Genomic DNA, 21,040 nt, shown 5'->3' on the forward strand with positions numbered 1-21,040 from the left:
GATAAAAATGACATTACTACATCCCAAACCCAGATTGCTTGCCCTGTTGGCGAGTGTGACTTTTGTTCTGCAATCCGAAGAAGTTTATGCAGCAGACTATTTTGATCCCGCATTTTTAACACTGAGTGGCGTTGATGTTCAGGAACTCGATCTGAGCGCCTTTGCAACGTCCGGTAAAGTGCCTGCGGGGACTTATTTGGTGACGGTCGTTGTTAACCAGAATGAAGTCGGTCAGTTCACCATCGCTTTTGCAGCGGATAACAGTGGCAATGTGGTCGCGCAATTAACGCCGGACTTTCTTCAGCAAATGGGCGTCAACGTGCAGGGTTTACCGGCTTTTCGTGATTGGCCTGCGGATAAGCCCGTCACGCAATTAAGCAATCTGATTGAACATGCGCGAGTGAAGTTTGATTTTTCTGCATTACAGCTTGATCTCAGTATTCCGCAAATTGCCATGCAGCCGAGCGCGTTGAGCGCCATCAAACCTGAAAAATGGGATCACGGTATTCCCGCAATTGTCATGAATTACAGCCTGAACGGCAGTCGCACCTTGCAGGAAAAACGAGGGTCCAGTTCCAACCTGTTTGGCAACCTAAGCGGCGGGGCTAATTATGGTGCCTGGCGGGTGCGCAGCAATCTGTATTGGTACCGCGCACAGAGTCAGTTCGGTACTGGGAATAGCGTGACGCAGCAGAAATTTCAGTTCGCCAATACTTATCTCATGCGTGATGTTGTCGCGTGGAAAGCAGAGGTCATGGCAGGAGAAAGCAGTACCGCCAGTGACGTGTTTAACAGTGTGCCTTTCCGCGGCATGAAGCTGAACTCGCAGGATGAGATGCTGCCGTACGTGATGCGGGGCTTTGCGCCCGTGATTGAGGGGATTGCGCAAAGCAACGCGCGCGTCACGGTCCTGCAGAACAACAATATTATCTATCAGACGTATGTCGCTCCGGGGCCGTTTCGTCTGGAAGACCTTGGGCAGATGGGGTCGGGCGGTGACCTGATCGTGAATGTTACCGAGGCTGATGGTCGCGTGCACAGCCAGACTATTCCGGTCTCAACCGTACCGGTTATGCGCCGCCCCGGTAGCCTGAAGTATGAGGTCACCGCCGGCGGTTATGATGGTGGATTGACCAATGATACGTTGGCTGCGCGTTTTGTTCAGGCAACGGCAATTTATGGCTTACCTTTTAATACCACGCTGTATGGCGGAGCGCTATTATCGCGCGACTATCATTCATGGGTGGTGGGAAGCGGAATTTCTCTCGGTGCAATCGGCGCGATATCTGCTGACATCACCTCTTCCAATGCAAAGGTTGTCGGGAGCAACAGCACGCAAAATGGGCAATCTTATCGTCTGCGCTATGCCAAAAGTTTGCTGAGTACCGGCACTGCAATCGATCTGGCGGCCTATCGCTATTCCACTCGTCGCTATTACAGTTTCGCTGATTACAATAACAGCGGTTTTCGCCTCAATGACGATTTGGCGCCGTGGACACGCGATCGCCAGCGTTCCAGTTTTCAGGCCCGACTCAGTCAATCCCTCGGGGCCATCGGTTCTGCCTATCTCTCCACCTCACGAACCGACTACTGGGGCAGAAGTCAGGTCATCAATTCGTTGTCATCAGGCTTTAACGGTAGCTATCGCGGAATTAATTACACTCTGGCGTATAACATTGAGCGCACCAAAGGCAACGGCGAATGGCCGGAGAATCGCACGCTTACCTTCAATACGACCGTTCCATTCAGTCTGTTTTCATCCCGCTCAGCCATGAGTCAAACCTATGCCAGTTATCAGGCCAGTCACAATAATCGTGGTCAGGTTCAGCAGCTGGCCGGTATCAGCGGCAATGCGCTCGACAGCCGTCTGACGTATGGCGTGATGCAGGGCTGGGCTAACGAACAACAGCAACGCAGTCATCAGTCACTGAGCCTGGCTTATGCGGGAAGTAAAGGCTCGCTGGCTTCCGGTTACAGTCGTTCAGGCGGTAGCCAATCGATGAATCTCGGCGGTAACGGCGCGTTTGTTTTGCACCCTGAAGGGCTGACGCTCAGCAAAATGGTTGGCAACTCGGTGGCCATTATTAGTGCGCCGGGTTCTCAGGGCGCGAAAGTGGGCAACGGTGGCAGCTATATCGACAGCCGTGGTTTTGCGGTGGTGCCTTATCTCACCAACTATCAGCTCAACAATATTTCACTGGATCCTTCTACCCTGCCAGAAAACGTCGATCTCACCGACTCTAGCGTGGCGGTCTATCCCACTAAAGGTGCGGTGGTTCGAGCGAACTTCGCCACGAAGGTGGGTTATCAGGCATTACTGACACTACAGCGCCGTGACAAGTCGATTCCTTTTGGTGCGACCGCAAGCGTGATTGACGTGACGGATAGCGAAGTGAACAGCGGCCTGGTCGGCGATGCCGGTCAACTGTATATGAGCGGATTACCCGAGCAGGGCAGGCTGTTGGTCAAATGGGGTAAACGTTCAGAACAGCAATGTCAGGTGAAATTTAATCTCAAGAATATTTCTGCTCCCTCCGCGAATAACCCGATTCGTATTGTGAAAGCAGAGTGCGAATAGGGGAAAACCATGAAACTAAAAACCGGCTCCAGCGTGAAAATCAGCATGCTTAGTGCAGCGCTTCTTTTCACTTTACAGCCGCATATTGCCAGCGGCCAAATCACCATTGGCAAAGATAAAGGGATATTCCCGACCGGGCTGCTGATTAATGTCAGTGAGACTCAGCCTCAAGTCTATAGTGATGCTTTTGCCAGCACCGGCGTGGCGGCGATTGGGCCTCATTTACGCTGTGCTACTCAGGGGGATTTAAAACAAATCAACGGCATCTGGGCGTTGCCGATTGCGCAGGGTATTGGTTTAGCACCCAACGTTACCGCAACAGCCAGCTATACCGGATATCGCAATGGGAGTTATCAGCATGAAATCCTGACGGGAAAAATCACCCCGGAAGGCAGTTATGCAACCACGAATCTGGGCTACAGCATGACCAGCCCCGGTACTATTCCTTATCACTGGTGCCTTTCTCCCGTTGATAAAACAGACTATGGTTTTTTTAGGGATGCCGGTAACAAAAGCTATGAAATACGCGGCGAGTGGATGCTGGTCACCGATGGCACGCAAAAAACGGGTTCGCCGAGTATCCCGATAATGCGCGCGATGTCGCTAGGTGGCGGAACGCTATATAACATCGTCATCCCTGCCGCCATTCCGATTCGTGTATCCACGCTGGAATGCACTATCAATACGCCGACCACCATTAATTTCGGCGCGGCGGAACAGAATTTCAAAAAAGATAGTGAGCTGGCAAAAGTGAATCACCATATGGGCGTGACCTGCACCCAGGATGCTGGTCGCGGCATTGACACGAATATTAATGTGCGTTTTAAAGCATTAAGCGGATTGCACGAGGGTAATCAATATCGTCTGAAACTTGAACAGGGTGGTGGCTATATTACCGGCAGCCTCGGTGGCGTCACCTATGATGGCCGCTGCGGTACCAATCAGGGCATAACCTTTGACAATGCGGAAATTAAAATTGGCGAGATTTACCGATCGCAATTAAATAAATCATATTCCCATCCACTTGTCTGGCGGCTCTGTTCTGGCGGCAGTGATTTACCCAACGGCCGCGTCACCGCAACGGCAGAAATGATGGTGACCTATAACTGATTATTCCCGAGAGAACGGTTGGGGGAAGTCAGTTCGTTACGATTTCACGACATTGTCCAGCCACTCCTGAAAACGCGAATAGGGCACATACAGCGCCACATCCTTATACAAGGTCTTGCCGCTTTTATTGTCGTCAATCGCGCTGCTGTAGCCGACAATTACCCCCGCCAGCGTATCGTCGCTGGCGTTGTACACCGCACCGCCTGACATGCCTTTCACTACACCGGCATTTGCGGCCACCACCACACAACTCGGTTTATTCCAGTCATTGGCCAGTGTGGTGTTGATTAAATTCTTGCCGCTTGAGGCCACCGGCATCGCCGAGATAAAGCTGTAACCGTATAGATTGACGTTGTCGCCAATATGGCTGTTGCGGAACGGTGGGGGCAGATTGGGTTCGCTGTTCTTGTGATACACCACGGCGATATCGCATTCAGGATGCCAGGCTTTCACCCGATACATCGAGTATTTCGCCACGTGTGCGGCCGTCAAACTGTATTCAGGTGTCAGTGGAATGGTGGTGCCCAGCGCGCCAATACCCAGCACGGTAGGAATGCCAGTCACGGTCATATCGACGCGTTTTGCGGCTTCTTTGCTGTACTCGTAGTGACCCACGGAGCAGCCACTCAAGCAACTCACTGTCAGTGCGATCAGCCATCGCATTGGTGTTCCCCCTGCATTTTATGACACCGCATCACCGCGTAACTGGTTGAGGTATCGGCAATGCGCGCCCATCCTTTACTGATTGATTTCTCGCCGAAAGCTGAATTGCTGTGACAACGATCACAGCTGAATCAAGCGTAGCGTGAAAAGTGCCATCTGTCTCAGTGGTCAGCTGCAGTCACTTTCCCGCGCAGGGATTATTGCGTTGCAAGCAAAAATGCCTTGCAGCACAGAGGCTGGTTGAGCTGCCAGGCCTGTGCTTTAATCAGAATGTGACGCAGTTCAAATAATAAAACCCGTCATCGTTTGGGTTGCAGGTAAGTTGGCTGATATCGCTCACTCTAATCACTGATTTAAGCCAGCTCATCGGGATTGTCTCGTTTGCCCCTGCCTGCAACTCAAAAGAATGAGGGTATGCGTCCGTTGTAACCGCATTGCGTCCGCCGTGCGGCCCGCCTGCAAAACATTTTAGGAGAGTGTGTTATGCCTGTTGCATTACTGGCGCTGGCGCTGAGTGCGTTCGCCATCGGCACCACGGAATTCGTGATTATGGGATTGCTGCCGGAAGTGGCGGGCGATTTACAGGTGTCGATTCCTTCAGCAGGATGGCTGATCAGTGGTTATGCACTGGGCGTGGCCATCGGTGCACCGATCATGGCGTTGCTGACGGCGAAGCTGCCGCGTAAACGTACTCTGATTCTGTTAATGATCATCTTTATTATCGGCAACGTGCTGTGTGCGCTGGCGTACACCTATAACCTGCTGATGCTGGCGCGTGTGGTCACCGCACTGTGCCACGGCGCCTTCTTTGGTATCGGCTCGGTGGTGGCAGCGAGTCTGGTGGCACCCAGCCGTCAGGCATCGGCGGTAGCGTTGATGTTCACTGGCTTAACTCTCGCCAACGTGCTGGGCGTGCCGCTCGGTACCTGGTTTGGTCAGCTGTTTGGCTGGCGCGCCACCTTCTGGGGCGTGGCGATCATCGGCATCCTCGCCTTTATCGCCTTGATTGTCAGTCTTCCGACCAACAAAGAAGAGAAACCGGTGCATCTGGCGAGTGAAGTCAGCGCGCTGGCGAATGGCAAACTGTGGCTGTCGCTGCTGATGACGGTGTTCTTTGCTGCTGCGATGTTTGCGCTGTTTAGCTATATCGCGCCGCTGCTGTTGCATGTCACGGGCATCACCGATCGCGGCGTGAGCTGGACGCTGTTCCTGATTGGTGCGGGCTTAACCGTCGGAAACATCCTCGGCGGCAAGCTGGCCGACTGGAAAGTCTCCTTCAGCCTGATTCTTAGCTTTGTGCTGATTGCGGTGTTCTCGCTGCTGTTCAGCTGGACCAGCCACGCGCTGTGGCTGGCGGAGATCACGCTGTTCCTGTGGGCGATGGCGACCTTCGCTACCGTACCGGGCTTGCAGATTAATGTGGTGCGCCACGGTAAAGACGCACCTAACCTGGTCTCCACGCTGAATATCTCTGCGTTCAATGTCGGTAATGCGCTCGGTGCCTGGGTCGGCGGCGCGGTGATCGATAAAGGCTACGGCCTGACGTCAGTGCCGGTCGCCGCCGCTGCACTGGCGGTGGTCGGTCTGGTCATCTGCCTGATCACCTTCCGTAAGTCGGGCGGGCAGGGCGAAGCGGTACGCGCTTAAACCAGACGCTCAGCAATGCGTTGGTTAAAGGTGGCCACCTGCTGCTGCAGGTGGTCGCAGAAGTGATCAACCAGCGCTGAGGCCGGGCGATGCTGTGGCCGCACCAGACTGACGGTGAACGGCACCGCGACACTGAATTTACGCATCACCACACCGCTGTCGGCGTAATCCAGCGCCGTCAGCGGATTCACAATCGAAATCCCCACGCCGGCGCGCACCATCGCGCACACCGATGCCGCACTGTGTGTTTCCAGTACCAGACGGCGCTCCACTTCTTGTTCATGAAACAGCGAATCCAACAGCTGGCGATAGCTATCACTGCGCGACAAGCTGACGTAATTCTCCCCCTGAAAATCTTGCGGCGTCAGCACCTCACGCTGGCACAGCGGATGGTGTGGCGGCAGCACGCACACTTCATCGCAGGTCAGCAGCGGTACGCGCTCGGTGCCTGCCGGGGCATGCTGGGTTTCGGTCAGACCCAGATCGTAGCGCTGTGCCGACAGCCACTCTTCCAGCAGCGGCGACTCCTGCGGAATGATGTTCAGGCTGACCTGCGGATAGCGTTGCAGGAAAGGCTGTAGCAGGGGAGGTAACAGCGATTGCGAAAATACTGGCAAGCAGGCAATCGACAGCTCACCCTGACGGAATTGGCGCAATCCTTCGGCAGCATCCATGATGCGGTCTAAGCCGTACCAGGATCGCTGAACTTCTTCATACAGCCGTAAACCCTGCACCGTGGGCTGCAAACGCCCACGCACTCGCTCAAACAGTTCCAGACCCAGCTGCTGCTCCAGCCGCGCCAGCTCACGGCTCACCGTCGGCTGTGAAGTATGCAGCAATGCAGCTGCCTGCGTCAGGTTGCCGCTGGTCATCACCGCATGAAAAATTTCGATATGTCGCCAGTTAATCTTTGCCATAAATCCTCTCTGCAATTCCATATCATATTTGCATAGCTGACGCTAAAACAGATATTTTTATGAATTGAATGGCTGTGGCTAAATAGTTGCAAAGACACAGGAGAATTAAGATGCCACGTCCACTGAACAACACCGAAACGGCACTGACTGCCGACAATTTATTGCCGCTGGCGCAGCGCTATGCTGGGCCATTCTGGGCTTACGATGCCGCGATTATTCAGCAGCGTATTGTGCAGTTGAGCGCTTTTGACGTGGTACGTTTCGCGCAAAAAGCCTGCTCAAACATTCACATTCTGCGTCTGATGCGTGCCGCTGGCGTAAAAGTGGATTCCGTTTCACTGGGTGAAATTGAACGTGCCCTGGCCGCCGGTTTCCAACCGGGTGGCGAAGATATCGTCTTCACGGCTGACGTTTTTGATCAGCCAACGCTGGCGCGTATCGCGGAATTGAAAGTGCCGGTCAACGCCGGTTCCGTAGACATGTTGCATCAGCTTGGGGCTGTATCACCAGGCCATAAAGTCTGGCTGCGCATCAACCCGGGATTTGGTCATGGTCACAGCCAGAAAACCAACACTGGCGGCGAGAACAGCAAGCACGGCATCTGGCACAGTGATCTGCCGCTGGCGCTGGCGGCGATTCAGCAGCACGGCCTGAAACTGGTGGGCCTGCATATGCACATCGGTTCCGGTGTCGATTATGGCCACCTGCAGCAGGTGTGTGACGCGATGGTCGATCAGGTCATCGAATTTGGTCAGGATCTGGAAGCCATTTCAGCGGGTGGTGGTTTGTCGATTCCATACCGTTTCGGCGAAGAAGCCATTGATACCCAGCACTATTTCGGCTTGTGGAGTGGTGCGCGTGACCGCATAGCGGCGCATCTCGGTCATCCGGTGAAACTGGAAATTGAACCGGGCCGTTTCCTGGTGGCAGAGTCTGGCGTACTGGTGTCTCAGGTGCGTGCGGTTAAGGAGATGGGCAGCCGTCACTTTGTGCTGGTGGATGCCGGTTTCAGCGATCTGATGCGCCCATCCATGTACGGCAGCTATCACCATATTTCCGTGCTGCCAGCCGATGGTCGCGCGCTGAGTGACGCAACCGTTGAGAGCGTGGTGGCCGGTCCGCTGTGCGAGTCGGGCGATGTGTTCACCCAACTGGAAGGCGGTAAAGTCGAAACCCGTGCGTTGCCAGCCACGCAGGTCGGCGATTATCTGGTGTTCCACGATACCGGCGCGTACGGCGCATCGATGTCGTCCAACTACAACAGCCGTCCGCTGATTCCGGAAGTGCTGTTCGAGAACGGCAGCCCGCGTGAGATTCGTCGTGCGCAGACCATTCAGGAGCTGTTGGCGCTGGAGCTGATGTGATCAAGATTGTTCCACTCAGTGAAGTCCAACATCACGCCAGCCATATCACCGACTGGCTGTGGCAGGCGTTTGGCGAGGGAACATCCCGCGAATTTTACGACAGCATTGTGCGCAGCAGTCTGAACGGCGCCGAGTATCCGGTGACCTTTGTGGCGCTGGATGGCGATGTGCCGTTGGGCACGGTCGGGTTCTGGCGCTGTGATTTGATCAGCCGTCAGGATCTCTATCCGTGGATTGCCGCGTTGTATGTGGATGAACCTGCGCGCGGCAATGGCTTGAGCGAAGCGCTGCAGCAGCATGTGTTGAATTATGCCCGCGAGCGCGGGCATGAAAAGCTGTGGCTGTGGTCAACTTTCGGCGGCTACTATGAGCGCTTTGGCTGGCAGTATCAGTGTGACGCGCTGGAGTTCCCGGATGTGCGGGTGAAGGTTTATTCGCAGGATTTGTGATTCGTCACCGACCGCCGCTACACATCACACGGCGCTTTAACTTTTCGTTGTGAACCGTAGCGGCGCGATTTATCGCGCTCATTCGCATCGATGGCGTTGCTGGCCGATGCGCAAAAAAATTGCGCCGCAACACATTGTACGGCGCTTTATCTCTATCAACCTGGCCCGCTCACCGAATGCCTTCTTACCAGCGTCGGGCTAAACATATTGGTCACTTCCGGCATTTCCGTGCCGTTGGCTAACGCCAGTGCCAGCTGTGCCGCCTGCTGCGCCATGGTGACAATCGGGTAACGCACCGTAGTTAAACGTGGACGCACATAGCGTGAGACCAGCACATCATCAAAACCAATCAGTGACATCTCTTCCGGCACGCGAATACCGTTGTCGCTCAGCACTGCCAGCGCACCGGCGGCCATTGAATCGTTGTAACAGGCCACCGCCGTGAACTGCTTACCGCGCCCCAGCAATTCCGTCATCGCTTGTTCACCCCCGACTTCATCCGGCTCGCCCCACGCCACTAAGCGGTCGTTAGACGGTAAACCGTGCTCTTTTAGCGCATCGTAATAGCCCTGCAGGCGGTCTTCGGAGTCAGAAATCGGGTGGGTCGAGCAGATAAAGGCGATTTGCGTATGGCCTTGTTGGATCAGATGGCGTGTCGCCAGCCAGGCACCGTAACGGTCATCCAGCGCGATACAGCGCGACTCAAAGCCTTTCAGCAGGCGATTCAGCAGCACCATACCCGGCACCTGCTTCATCAGCACTTCCAGATCGGCGTCAGGAATTTTTTTGGCGTGCACCACCAACGCATCGCAGCGATGCCGCATCAGTTGCTCAATCGCCTGACGCTCTTTTTGCTCGACATGGTAACCGTTACCAATCAGCAGGAAGTTGCCGGTGGCACCTGCGACTTCATCGACAGCTTTCACCATAGCGCCAAAAAAGGGGTCGGAAACATCACCCACCACCAGACCAAGGGTTTCGGTGGATTGCTGCGCCAGCGCGCGTGCATTGGCGTTCGGGTGATACTGCAACTGCTCCATTGCCTGGGTCACGGCGAGGCGTGAACTCTCGCTGGCTTTGGGCGAATTATTGATGACGCGGGAAACGGTCGCGACCGATACCCCGGCCATGCGGGCAACATCCTTAATGGTAGCCATGCGGTTACTTGCATCCGGGAAAACGTTTACACATCCCATCAGTGTTACGGAAAACAGTACCTGTAGCAACCCGCGAGAATGCCAGCGCTGTCGCAAAAGTGCGGAAAATCAGGCGGTCACAGACTGGCTTTAGCCCTGCTATCGCCTCATGGTATGCTACCAGCACGATTCACACCTGCCTGCCGGACCCAATAACCATGAAAACACGCGTGCCACACCTGGCGCACTGGGGCGCATTTACTGCCGTCACGGAAAACGACCGCCTGATTGGCTGTGAACCCTTTTTTGCTGACGCCGATCCGTCGCCGATGCTCAACACCATCCCGGAACTGGTCTACTCGGATAAGCGTATCCGCCAGCCAATGGTACGTCGTTCATGGCTAAAGTCGCGTGAGAACAGCGATCGCACGCTGCGCGGTCGTGAAGATTTTGTCGCCGTGGATTGGGATACCGCACTGGATCTGGTGGCGGAAGAGAATCGCCGCGTGCGCGAGCGCTACGGCGCATCGGGTATTTTCAACGGCTCCTACGGCTGGTCATCGGCTGGACGCGTTAACCATGCGCGCACCCTGATCCGTCGTTTCTACTTCCAGGGCGGCGGCGGGGTGGATCAGCAGGGTAACTATAGCTGGGGCGCAGCGCAGTTCTTCCTACCCTATGTGATTGGCACCTATATGCCGCTCACCGGCCGCGTCACCGACTGGCCGAGCGTAGTGGAACATGCCGACATCTTTATCGCCTTCGGTGGCCTGGCGCTGAAAAATGCCCAGGTGGCATCGGGCGGGGCCGGACAGCACAGCCTGAAACCGGCACTGGAGCAGCTCACCGCCAAAGGCACACCGATTATCAACATCAGCCCGATGCGCGATGACTGCCCAGCCTTCGTCAATGCTGAGTGGATTCCGATTCGCCCGAATACCGATGTGGCGCTGATGCTGGCGCTCGGTTATGAGATTACGCGTCGCAATGCGCTCGACGAAAGCTTCCTTGCCAGCCACTGCACCGGCTGGCCACAGCTGCGTGACTATCTGTTAGGCGAAAGCGACGGTATCGCCAAAACGCCGGCGTGGGCGAGTGCCATTACCGGGATTCCGGCGGCGCGTATCGCGTTGCTGGCACAGCAGCTGATTGGCAAACGCAGCTTTATCACCTGTTCGTACTCGGTACAGCGTGCTCATCGCGGTGAGCAGCCGTACTGGATGATGATTGCACTCTCCTCGATGCTGGGTCAGCCAGGCTTGCCGGGCGGCGGTTTCTCCTTTGGTCACGGTTCGATGAACAGCGTCGGTAATCCGCGTCAGGAAGGGCCCGCGCCGATGATGAGCACCGGGCCAAATCCCGGCAACTTCTCGATTCCGGTTGCGCGCATCAGCGACATGCTGCTCAATCCCGGCCAGCCTTACAATTTCCAGGGCGAAACCCTGCACTATCCCGATATCCATCTGGTGCACTGGGCGGGTGGTAATCCGTTCCACCACCATCAGCAGCTCAATCGCTTAGTTGAAGGTTGGCAGCGCCCGGATACCGTGATCGTGCAGGATATCGTCTGGACCCCGGCGGCGCAGATGGCGGATATCGTGTTGCCTGCCACCACCACGCTGGAGCGCAACGACATCGGCGGATCTTCACGCGATCGCTTTGTGTTTGCGATGCATCAGGCGGTGAAACCGCAACATCAGGCGCGTAACGATTTCGATATCTTTGCAGATATCGCCGATCGCCTCGGCTACCGTGATGTGTTCACCGAAGGGCGCAACGAGATGCAATGGATTGAGCACCTGTATCAGCAGTGTGCAGTAGCGCACGCGCGCAAAGATATCCACTTCCCGGAGTTTGGTGAGTTCTGGGAACGTGGCTTTGTAGAGATCCCGGAAGGCGGCAAGCCGTATGTGTTTATGGATGATTTCCGCGCTAACCCCACCGCGCATCCTATCCAGACTGCCAGCGGCAAAATCGAGCTGTTCTGTCAGACCATCGCCGATTATCAACTGGAAGATTTTGCCGGACATCCCGAGTGGCGTGAGCCGCAGGAGTGGTTGGGCGCACCGCTGAGCGAGGATTTCCCGCTGCATATGATCTCGATTCAGCCCTCGGATCGGCTGCACAGCCAGCTGGACGCCACTGCCACGGTGCAGGCGAATAAAACTGCCGGACGTGAAACCCTGTATATGCATCCGCAGGACGCCAGTGCGCGTGGGATTGTGGATGGCGACGAAATCGAAGTCAGCAATGCGCGTGGCCGTATGCTGGCCGGTGTGCGTCTGACCGATGGCTTAACGCCAGGTGTGGTGATTATCTCCACCGGCGCCTGGTTTGATCCCGGATTCGGCCGTGCCTGGCAGCCGTGGGACCGTGCCGGTAACCCCAATGTGCTGACGCTGGATATTGGCACCTCGTCACTGACGCAAGGCCCTAACGCCATGAGTTGCCTGGTGGAAATCAAAAAACACCTGATGTGAATGGGGTGCTAACAATCTCACCGCTGGTTACATTTTGCGGGTAACTGTTGCGTTTGAGAGATGGAGAACCGTCATGCCACCTTGCTACAGTCAGGGTCCCAGAGGTATTGATGGGTGAACATCAAAAAGTTTTCTTGATTACACCGACCTGCGCAGATGCGCAGGTTTTTTTTGCCTGTCGCTCGCGCTAACGAACTGAAACACAGTTTTCCTGTCAACTCGCTTTACCTTTCTTTATAACTGCGGATAACAAGCTTGAAAAAACTGTTTATTGCAGCGGAATGCTATGCCCCGTATAAAAAAACTTCTGGGAAAAGACCAGATCAAAGCCCCATTTAACCCGTTTCGTTTTCGCCTGATTTGTCTGGGTGTCTTCAGCTGCATGGTGTTGCTGCTGATCTTCGTCGGCGACCTGCAGCTGATTAAGCATCCGATGCTGGAGCACGAGGCCGATCAGCGTTCACTGCGCACCGTCACCTTGCCCACCAACCGTGGCACCTTACTGGATCGTGATGGCCAGGCGCTGGCACTGAGCGTACCGGCGCGCGATATCATCGCCGACCCGATGCGCGTGCTGGAAGCCAATCCCGACTTCACCAACGCCAAATGGACATATCTTGCCTCGGCGCTGAACTTACGTCCGGAAGAGTTGCGTGAGCAGATCACCGCGAACCCGAAAAAACGCTTCCTCTATCTTGGCCGTAAAATCGAACTGGGCATCGCCAAAGACATCGCCGAACTGCACCTGAAGGGCATCAGCTCGGTATACAACGACAGCCGCTTCTATCCAATGAGTGAAGCCGCTGCGCCGTTGATTGGCATTGTCGGTGCAGACAGCAATGGCCTGAACGGTCTGGAGAAAGGTTTCGACCACGTGCTGCAAGGCGAGCCGGGCAAAGAGGTTTATCGTCAGGACAAAGAGGGCAACATCGTTGCCATGCTTGATTACGAGCCGCCGAAGCAGCCGCCAACGGTACAGCTGAGTATTGATAAGTTTGATCAGTTCACCCTCTACAGCAAGCTGCGCGATGGCGTGTTGCTGAATAAAGCGGATTCCGGTGCGGCAGTGCTGATCAAAATCGATACGGGCGAGATCCTGGCGATGGCTTCCTATCCTTCGTTCAACCCCAACAACTTCGATAACGCCACGCCAGCACAGATGCGCAACACGGCGATCAATGACAGCTACGAACCCGGCTCCACGGTGAAACCGCTGGTGGTGATGGAGGGGCTGGAGCGTCATCTGGTGCGTGCCGACTCGGTGATCGATACCACACCCTACAGCGTCAACGGCCACTTGATTCGTGACGTCGGCCACTGGCCACGCCTGACCATGACCGGTATTTTGCAGAAATCGAGTGATATCGGCGTCTCGCATATTGCGCTGGCGATGCCTGCTGAAGCGCTGGTGAACACCTACCAGGCGTTTGGCCTGGGTAAGCCGACGGGGCTCGGGTTAACCGGCGAGAGCGTGGGCTACTTCCCGCTGCACCGTGAACGCTGGGCGGATATTGAACGCGCCACCTTTGCCTTTGGCTACGGCCTGCGCGTCACACCGCTGCAAATCGCCCGTGAATACGCCACGCTCGGTTCTTACGGCGTATATCGTCCACTGTCGATTACCAAAGTCACACCGCCGGTGTTGGGCAAGCAGGTGGCCGATCCGCAAATCGTGCAAACCGTGGTGCACATGCTGGAGAGTGACGTATTGCCTGGCGGTACCGGCGTCAAAGCCGCAGTGCCGGGTTACCGCCTGGCGACCAAAACCGGTACCGCAGAGAAAATGGGCACCAGCGGGAAGTACGATGGCGGCTACGTCAACTACACCGCCGGTATTGCCCCTGCCAGCCATCCTGAGGTGGCGCTGGTGGTGATGGTCAACCATCCGACAGCGGGCGATCACTTTGGTGGTTCGGTAGCGGCGCCGATTTTCGGCAGCATTATGGGGCCGGTGCTGAAGCATATGAACATTGCGCCTGACGCCATCTACAGTAAACCGAATTCGGATAAATCTTAGTAAAATCAGGATGTAACTGCCGCGAGGTGCTTTTCACACCTCGTTGCATTTCGCCGAACTCCGTTGCGATTTGCGGCTGTTTTCTCACACCACTTTCGGCGACGATAAAAGTCCCAGAGGTATTGATTGGTGTGAAGATCGGCTGCTGCGGCAGCAATACCTGTCCTCAGGTATTCACCCTGTTCGGTTGCACCGACCCACGCGGATGCGTGGGTTTTTTTTACCTGAAATTTACCGCTGAGCGAACTCGCTCACACCTCTTGTCTGAGTCTTAACACTTCCCCGCCAACATAAAAATATCTTGCTGTGTAACCTATGCGTAACGCGCCGCGATGCCGCATTCCATTTCGGTTCGCCAGCCCCTTGCCGTGTTGGTAGCGCGGCTTTGGGGCGTTTTATATTGCCATTCGTTGAGGTGTGTCCCGATGCCAAAAACCAAAGACCGAACGCCAAAAGGCGAGGGCCGCTCCTCGGCGTTTCAGTTACGCATTCATCCGGAGTTGCATGACCAACTGCGCGAAGTCACCGAGGATGAAAACATCACGCTATCGTGCTGGTTGAAAGATTTGGCGCGCCGCGAACTGCGTCGTCGCGGGATTGAGCCGAAAGGTTAGCGCGGTCGAGATGAAGGGGGAGCGTAATGAACCACTTTGCACTATCGGGTCGCGGCGCGATTCATCGCGGAAGTTGAAGTCATGTTGCCAGGGCAAAACGCACAATAAATTGCACCGCCATGTCGAAGAAAACCCGCAAAAAGCTAAATTTCACAGCCATTTATGGCACGAAAGGTTTACCATTTTCCTTTGGAAAATATATTTTACGCAACCTTAACAACCGCCTTATCACTCCCTCCCTACAATGATTTTTTGCATGTCATCACATCAGTGACTATCCCTCCTTTCATCCAGAGAAAAATTATGCGCCTGAAACTTCTTTCTGCCAGCGTGGTGTTTTTACTGGCAGCCTGTGACCAGGGCGGAGCAAAGCCCGCTGCATCCGCGACACCCCAGGTGGGTGTCATCGCCCTAAAATCTGAGCCCGTCACGCTGGTGACACAACTGCCTGGCCGCACCACGGCGGTCCGCACCGCGCAGGTGCGCCCACAGATCAGCGGCGTGATCCAGAAAATCCTGTTTACCGAAGGCGGAGAAGTGAAAGCGGGCCAGCCGCTCTATCAGATCGATCCGGCGACCTATAAAGCCGCTTACGACAAAGCTATGGCGACCTGGCAAAACGATGCCATGGTGGCAAAACGCTATCAGCCGCTGGCTTCTGCCCATGCCATCAGCCAGCAGACTTACGACGATGCCGTCGCGGCCGAGCGTGAAGCACAAGCCGATGTGGAAACCGCTAAGGTCAATCTTGATTACACACTGGTGAAAGCGCCGATCTCGGGTCATATCAGCCGTTCGCTCTATACCGCCGGTGCCCTGGTGACTAACGGCCAGACCGACTATCTCGCCACCATCACTCAACTTGATCCGATCTATGTCGATGTCAGTGAGTCATCCACCGACTTGCTGCGTCTGCGTCGTGCCTTAGCCGACGGCAAAATTGCCAAAGTGGATGACAACACCGCTGCGGTTGGCCTCTCTCTGGAAGACAACAGTCAGTACGGGCAGCAAGGCAAACTGGCGTTCTCGGAAGTGAACGTCGATACCGCCACCGGCACCGTGGTGCTGCGCGCCGTATTCCCGAATCCACATAACGAGCTACTCCCGGGCATGTATGTGCACGCCAGCTTCCCGCAGGGTATTCAGCAGCAGGGGATTCTGGTGCCGCAGGAGTCGATCATGCATGACACCAAAGGCCAGCCGTATGTCTACGTGGTGAAAGGCGACAACACCATTGAGCAGCGCAGTATTCACACCGGCGAGATGATCAACGGTGAATGGCTGGTGACGTCTGGGCTGAGTGAAGGTGAAAAGGTCGTGGTGAACAATCTGCAAAGCGTGCGTGCTGGGGCGAAAGTCACTACCACTGCCGCCAGCACCAATGACACGCCATCCGCCAATGCCGTGAGTCTGTCGATGACCGACGCAGCGGCGCAATAAGGGGGCGGCATGTCGAAGTTTTTTATTGAACGTCCCATATTTGCCTGGGTTATCGCGATTATCGTGATGCTGGTGGGCGGGATTGCGGCCATCAGTTTGCCCGTCAATCAGTATCCCAATATCTCGCCGCCAGCAGTGTCGATCTCGGTGACCTATCCGGGGGCCAGCGCCGAAACCACGCAGAACACCGTGGTGCAGGTGATTGAGCAACAGTTGAATGGGCTGGATGGCTTGCGCTATCTGGAATCCAGCAGTGCCTCGGACGGCAGTGCGCAGATCATCGCCACCTTTAACCAGGGCATCAATCCGGATATCGCCCAGGTGCAGGTGCAGGACCGCGTCTCGCTGGCGGAATCGCAGTTGCCAACCGACGTGACCCAGCAAGGGATCCGCATCCGTAAGTACCAAAAGAACTTTATGATGGTCATCGGGCTGATCTCTAAAGACGGCAAGCTGAGCAACGGCGATCTCGCGGATATGCTGGTGTCGAAGCTGGAAGATCCGATCTCGCGTACGCCAGGCGTAGGTGACTTTATGGTGCTGGGTTCGGAATATGCCATGCGCATCTGGCTCGATCCCGCCAAATTGTACAAGTACAACCTGATGCCGAGCGATGTCACCACCGCCATTGATAATCAGAACGTGCAGGTGTCGTCAGGTTCACTCGGCGGGTTACCGACCATTCAGGGCGCCAAAACGCAGGCTACGGTGCTGGGTAAAACCCGCTTCACCACCGTGCAGCAGTTTGAAAACGTGCTGTTGAAAGTGAACAGTGACGGTTCGCAGGTGCGTTTGAAAGACGTCGCCAGCGTGGCGCTCGGTCCGCAGAGCTACGGCATTGATGCCACCATGAATGGCAAACCAGCGGCAGGTATTGCGCTGCGCCTGGCCACCGGCGCGAACGAGTTGGATACCGCTAAAGCGGTGCGCCAGACCATTGCCGATCTGAAAGACTCGCTGCCGGATAATGTTGAAATTCAGTATCCGTATGACACCTCCCCGGTGGTCAGCGCCTCGATTGAAGAAGTGGTGAAAACGCTGATCGAAGCGGTGGTACTGGTGTTCTTCGTGATGCTACTGTTCCTGCAAAACCTGCGCGCCACGCTGATTACGACCCTTGTGGTCCCCGTGGTGCTGCTCGGCACCTTTGGCATCCTGTCAGCCTTCGGTTACAGCATTAACACCCTGACGATGTTCGGCATGGTGCTGGCAATAGGGCTGTTGGTGGATGATGCCATCGTGGTGGTGGAGAACGTCGAGCGTGTGATGCACGATGAACACCTCGATCCTAAAACCGCCACCATCAAGTCGATGCAGCAGATACAGGGCGCGCTATTTGGGATTGCGCTGGTGCTGTCGGCGGTGCTGCTGCCAATGGCGTTCTTCTCTGGCTCGACCGGGGTTATTTACCGCCAGTTCTCGATCACCATTGTGTCGGCGATGGCGCTGTCGGTGATCATGGCGCTGATCTTCACCCCTGCACTCTGTGCCACTCTGCTCAAACCCTCGGCGGCGGAGCACAAGACCACCGGTTTTGCTGGCTGGTTTAACCGTAAGTTCGACAGCGGCGCGATGCATTATACGCGCGGCGTTAACAACGTTATTTCCCGTCGCGGCCTGTTCCTGGTGATCTACCTGGTGATCGTCGGCGTGACGGGCTTTTTGTTCACGCGTGTGCCCACCACTTTCTTGCCCGCAGAAGATCAGGGCTTGATGATGGTGCAGATGACGCTGCCGGTTAACGCCTCTTCACAGCGTACGCAGCAGGTGATCAACGATCTCAATGACTATCTGCAGAAGAATGAGGCTTCGGTGGTCACCACCACCTTTGGCGTGGCGGGCTTTAACTTTGCGGGTCGTGGGCAGAGTAACGCCATGGCGTTTGTGCGCCTGAAGGACTGGAGCGATCGTACCCACAGCGGGCAAAGCGTGCAGGATCTGGCGAACCGTGTGATGGCGCATTTTGCCAACTACAAAAACGCCAAAATCTTTGCCATGGTGCCGCCTGCGGTCATGGAGTTGGGTAACGCCACCGGCTTCGATCTCTATCTGCAGGATACGGGCGCGCACACCCATCAGCAGATGATGGATGCTACGCACCAGTTAATCGATCTGGCCAACAAAGATCCGCATCTGGCGCAGGTGCGCATGAACGGGCTGGAAGATGAGCCGCAGTATCAGCTGGAGATCAATGACGAGAAGGCCAGCGCGTTGGGCCTGAGCATGACTGACATCAACAACACGCTGTCAGTGGCGTGGGGTTCCAGCTATATCGATCAGTTTATGTATAACGGCCGTGTGAAAGAGGTCTACCTGATGGGGAAAGCCGATTCACGTGTGACGCCATCCGATCTCGATAAATGGTACTTCCGCAACAGCAGCGGCACCATGGTGCCCTTCTCCGCCTTCGCCAGCGGCAAATGGGTTTACGGATCGCCACACTTCGAACGCTTTAACGGCCTGACCTCTGAAGAGATCCTCGGATCGCCTGCGGCAGGGCAGAGTACCGGTGAAGCGATGAAAGCCGTGGAACAGTTGGCGAAGCAGTTGCCAAAAGGCTTCCGCGTGCAGTGGTACGGCATTTCCTATGAAGAGCAGGCTTCAGGCAACCAGACCACGCAGCTGTATATCATCTCGATTCTGGTGGTGTTCCTGTGTCTGGCCGCGCTGTATGAGAGCTGGTCCATTCCCTTCTCGGTGATCATGGTGGTGCCGCTCGGCATTCTCGGCACTATCAGTGCCGTACTGCTGCGCGGCTTGCAGAACGACGTCTTCTTCCAGGTGGGCTTACTCACCACGGTGGGACTGGCGGCGAAAAACGCCATTCTGATTGTGGAATTCGCCAAAGAGTTGCACGAACGGGAAGGCAAAACGCTGGTCGAGGCAGCGGTGGAAGCCGCGAGGCTGCGTATCCGACCAATTATCATGACGTCGATGGCGTTTATTCTCGGCGTGCTGCCGCTGACTATCTCTAACGGCGCAGGCGCAGGCAGCCAGCACTCGATTGGTACTGCGGTAGCGGGCGGGATGATCACCGCTACATTCCTCGCCATCTTCTTTGTTCCGATGTTCTACGTGGTGGTATCGCAGTTCTTCGCCCGCAAGAAAAAAGCATCCGCAGAGGTGACAACGCATGAACACTAAAACTTTCCGTATGGCGCTGCTGCCGCTGGCCATGGCGCTGGCTGGATGTACGCTGGCGCCCCATTATCAGCGCCCCGCAATGCCGGTAGACGCGAAGTACGATCAGCCCACGTCGGTGGGCAACGTGGCGGATCTGCCGTGGCAGAACTTCTTCACTGACGCCACGATGCGCAACCTGATTCAGCTGTCACTCGACAACAACCGTGACCTGCGGGTCGCGGCGCTCAATGTCGAAGAGGCGCAGCAGAGCGTTACGGTGCAGCGCGCGGCGTTAATGCCGTCAATCAATGCTACCGCCAGCCAGACCTCGGCGCATGAACCGGCCAACCTCTACAACACCAAGACCACCGGAGCGGTGACCTATCACGAGCTTAACGCCGGACTGAGCGTCACTTCGTGGGAGCTGGACTTCTTTGGTCGTTTGCAGAGCCTGCGGGATGAGGCGCAGGAAACGTATCTGTCCACCGCCGCGACCGAACGCGCCACGCGCATCTCGCTAATTTCTGAGGTGGCAACCGCCTGGCTGACCTTGAGTTCGGATAACGATCTGCTGCATCTGGCGCAAAATACCGCCAAAAGTCAGCAGGAGTCGTATCGTCTGACGCAACTCAGCTATAACGGCGGGGCCAGTAGCGATCAGGATCTGGCGCAGGCAGAGAGCACCGTGCGGGCTGCCCAGGCGGATGTGGCAAGCTATACGCGTCAGGTACGTCAGGATGTGGATGCGCTGCGCTTGCTGGTGGGTACCGATCTGCCCGCCACCTTGCTGTCCCACGCGACGCTGGACGCCAACTGGCAGTTCCCGGCCACGCCGGCGGGCTTGCCATCAGATCTGCTGACGCGTCGCCCGGACATTATGGCGGCGGAACATAGCCTGAAAGCGGCGAATGCCAACATTGGCGCAGCGCGCGCGGCCTTCTTCCCGAGCATCACCCTGACGGCCTCTGGCGGCTCAACCAGCAGCTCGCTCGGCAGTTTGCTGGGCGGCGGAACCGGTGCCTGGTCGTTCGTGCCATCGATAAATCTCCCCATCTTTGACGGCGGCAAAAACGAGGCAAATCTCAACATCGCGCACATTGAGAAACGCATTGAAATTGCTGACTATGAGAAAGCGATTCAAACCGCCTTCAAAGAGGTCAATGATGCGCTGGCCGGTCAGGATACCTGGCAGGATCAGCTGACAGCGCTGCAACAGGAGGTCGGCGCCAACCAGCGCGATTACGACTATTCCGAAATGCGCTTTAAGCAAGGCGTAGACAATTATCTCAATGTATTAGTGGCCCAGCGATCGCTTTACAGTTCGCAGCAGTCGTTAATCAGTGCGCATCTGGGCCAGTTGAGCGAGAAAATCACCTTGTATAAGGCGTTGGGAGGCGGCTGGAAGGCCTGAGTGCCTTAACGTTACCCTTACGGTTTCTCCATGGAAATTCCATGGCACTTCAGCTGATAATACAAGCAGTGATGATTTCTTTTGAAATAAT

The 21,040-nt window shown here is 55.9% G+C and carries 14 protein-coding genes; 11 read left to right on the plus strand and 3 right to left on the minus strand.

Features of this window, described 5'->3' with window-relative positions:
- Window positions 1-7 precede the first annotated feature (7 nt).
- Both LH22_RS06435 and LH22_RS06440 read left to right on the plus strand, forming a co-directional pair.
- The gene (locus tag LH22_RS06435) at window positions 8-2,578 is read left to right on the plus strand and encodes a fimbria/pilus outer membrane usher protein (protein WP_038645044.1); all 2,571 of its coding nucleotides are present in this window, start codon (window positions 8-10) and stop codon (window positions 2,576-2,578) included.
- Window positions 2,579-2,587: 9 nt separating this feature from the next.
- Window positions 2,588-3,688: a fimbrial protein gene (locus LH22_RS06440; RefSeq protein WP_038645045.1), complete on the plus strand. Its 1,101-nt coding sequence runs from the start codon at window positions 2,588-2,590 to the stop codon at window positions 3,686-3,688.
- Between the two features lie 36 nt (window positions 3,689-3,724).
- Here LH22_RS06440 and LH22_RS06445 read toward each other — a convergent pair whose 3' ends face one another.
- Complete coding sequence (locus tag LH22_RS06445; RefSeq protein WP_038645047.1) at window positions 3,725-4,351, minus strand: hypothetical protein; 627 nt, start codon at window positions 4,349-4,351, stop codon at window positions 3,725-3,727.
- Between the two features lie 483 nt (window positions 4,352-4,834).
- Between LH22_RS06445 and LH22_RS06450 the strand changes: the two genes are divergently transcribed.
- Entirely contained in the window at window positions 4,835-5,998 is a 1,164-nt protein-coding gene (locus LH22_RS06450) for an MFS transporter (protein ID WP_038645049.1), read from the plus strand.
- Here the strand turns inward: LH22_RS06450 and LH22_RS06455 are convergent.
- Window positions 5,995-6,915 carry a LysR family transcriptional regulator gene (locus LH22_RS06455; protein WP_038645051.1) on the minus strand — a complete coding sequence of 307 codons (921 nt, stop codon included), beginning with the start codon at window positions 6,913-6,915 and terminating at the stop codon, window positions 5,995-5,997. The two genes, LH22_RS06450 and LH22_RS06455, sit on opposite strands and share 4 nt — an antisense overlap.
- Before the next feature lie 110 nt (window positions 6,916-7,025).
- On the opposite strand from LH22_RS06455, the gene lysA reads away from it, so the two are divergent.
- Together lysA and LH22_RS06465 are read left to right on the plus strand one after the other, a co-directional pair.
- On the plus strand, window positions 7,026-8,279 hold the full coding sequence (gene lysA, locus LH22_RS06460; RefSeq protein ID WP_038645053.1) for a diaminopimelate decarboxylase: 1,254 nt from the start codon (window positions 7,026-7,028) through the stop codon (window positions 8,277-8,279).
- Window positions 8,276-8,728, plus strand: coding sequence for a GNAT family N-acetyltransferase (locus tag LH22_RS06465; protein WP_038645055.1), 453 nt, complete (start codon window positions 8,276-8,278; stop codon window positions 8,726-8,728). Before lysA ends, LH22_RS06465 begins: the two co-directional genes overlap by 4 nt.
- Window positions 8,729-8,883: 155 nt before the next feature.
- Here the strand turns inward: LH22_RS06465 and galR are convergent, their stop codons facing one another.
- A complete protein-coding gene (gene galR / locus LH22_RS06470) occupies window positions 8,884-9,885 on the minus strand; it encodes an HTH-type transcriptional regulator GalR (protein WP_038645057.1) in 1,002 nt (333 codons plus the stop codon).
- A gap of 197 nt (window positions 9,886-10,082) precedes the next feature.
- Here galR and LH22_RS06475 point away from each other — a divergent pair, with 197 nt between their 5' ends.
- From LH22_RS06475 to LH22_RS06500, 6 genes are all read left to right on the plus strand, one after another.
- Window positions 10,083-12,344 carry a molybdopterin-dependent oxidoreductase gene (locus LH22_RS06475; RefSeq protein ID WP_038645059.1) on the plus strand — a complete coding sequence of 754 codons (2,262 nt, stop codon included), beginning with the start codon at window positions 10,083-10,085 and terminating at the stop codon, window positions 12,342-12,344.
- Between the two features lie 286 nt (window positions 12,345-12,630).
- Entirely contained in the window at window positions 12,631-14,361 is a 1,731-nt protein-coding gene (locus LH22_RS06480; protein ID WP_038645061.1) for a penicillin-binding transpeptidase domain-containing protein, read from the plus strand.
- Between the two features lie 425 nt (window positions 14,362-14,786).
- Window positions 14,787-14,975 (plus strand): hypothetical protein, encoded by a 189-nt coding sequence (locus LH22_RS06485; protein WP_038645063.1) that lies wholly within the window; start codon window positions 14,787-14,789, stop codon window positions 14,973-14,975.
- Between the two features lie 303 nt (window positions 14,976-15,278).
- The gene (locus tag LH22_RS06490; RefSeq protein WP_038645065.1) at window positions 15,279-16,415 is read left to right on the plus strand and encodes an efflux RND transporter periplasmic adaptor subunit; all 1,137 of its coding nucleotides are present in this window, start codon (window positions 15,279-15,281) and stop codon (window positions 16,413-16,415) included.
- Between the two features lie 9 nt (window positions 16,416-16,424).
- Window positions 16,425-19,559, plus strand: coding sequence for an efflux RND transporter permease subunit (locus LH22_RS06495; RefSeq protein ID WP_038645067.1), 3,135 nt, complete (start codon window positions 16,425-16,427; stop codon window positions 19,557-19,559).
- Window positions 19,549-20,949 (plus strand): efflux transporter outer membrane subunit, encoded by a 1,401-nt coding sequence (locus tag LH22_RS06500; RefSeq protein WP_038645069.1) that lies wholly within the window; start codon window positions 19,549-19,551, stop codon window positions 20,947-20,949. Before LH22_RS06495 ends, LH22_RS06500 begins: the two co-directional genes overlap by 11 nt.
- The last annotated feature ends 91 nt before the right edge of the window (window positions 20,950-21,040 follow it).

It is taken from the genome of Pantoea rwandensis (assembly GCF_000759475.1).
Taxonomy (GTDB): Bacteria; Pseudomonadota; Gammaproteobacteria; order Enterobacterales; family Enterobacteriaceae; genus Pantoea; species Pantoea rwandensis_B.

What these genes read in the sequence shown, in the direction of transcription:
- LH22_RS06445 (WP_038645047.1), bottom strand. Translation starts at nt 4,351, where the DNA reads ATGCGATGGCTGATCGCACTGACAGTGAGTTGCTTGAGTGGCTGCTCC.
- galR (WP_038645057.1), bottom strand. Translation starts at nt 9,885, where the DNA reads ATGGCTACCATTAAGGATGTTGCCCGCATGGCCGGGGTATCGGTCGCG.
- LH22_RS06440 (WP_038645045.1), top strand. Translation starts at nt 2,588, where the DNA reads ATGAAACTAAAAACCGGCTCCAGCGTGAAAATCAGCATGCTTAGTGCA.
- LH22_RS06495 (WP_038645067.1), top strand. Translation starts at nt 16,425, where the DNA reads ATGTCGAAGTTTTTTATTGAACGTCCCATATTTGCCTGGGTTATCGCG.
- LH22_RS06450 (WP_038645049.1), top strand. Translation starts at nt 4,835, where the DNA reads ATGCCTGTTGCATTACTGGCGCTGGCGCTGAGTGCGTTCGCCATCGGC.
- LH22_RS06490 (WP_038645065.1), top strand. Translation starts at nt 15,279, where the DNA reads ATGCGCCTGAAACTTCTTTCTGCCAGCGTGGTGTTTTTACTGGCAGCC.
- LH22_RS06435 (WP_038645044.1), top strand. Translation starts at nt 8, where the DNA reads ATGACATTACTACATCCCAAACCCAGATTGCTTGCCCTGTTGGCGAGT.
- LH22_RS06485 (WP_038645063.1), top strand. Translation starts at nt 14,787, where the DNA reads ATGCCAAAAACCAAAGACCGAACGCCAAAAGGCGAGGGCCGCTCCTCG.
- LH22_RS06480 (WP_038645061.1), top strand. Translation starts at nt 12,631, where the DNA reads ATGCCCCGTATAAAAAAACTTCTGGGAAAAGACCAGATCAAAGCCCCA.
- LH22_RS06500 (WP_038645069.1), top strand. Translation starts at nt 19,549, where the DNA reads ATGAACACTAAAACTTTCCGTATGGCGCTGCTGCCGCTGGCCATGGCG.
- LH22_RS06475 (WP_038645059.1), top strand. Translation starts at nt 10,083, where the DNA reads ATGAAAACACGCGTGCCACACCTGGCGCACTGGGGCGCATTTACTGCC.
- lysA (WP_038645053.1), top strand. Translation starts at nt 7,026, where the DNA reads ATGCCACGTCCACTGAACAACACCGAAACGGCACTGACTGCCGACAAT.
- LH22_RS06455 (WP_038645051.1), bottom strand. Translation starts at nt 6,915, where the DNA reads ATGGCAAAGATTAACTGGCGACATATCGAAATTTTTCATGCGGTGATG.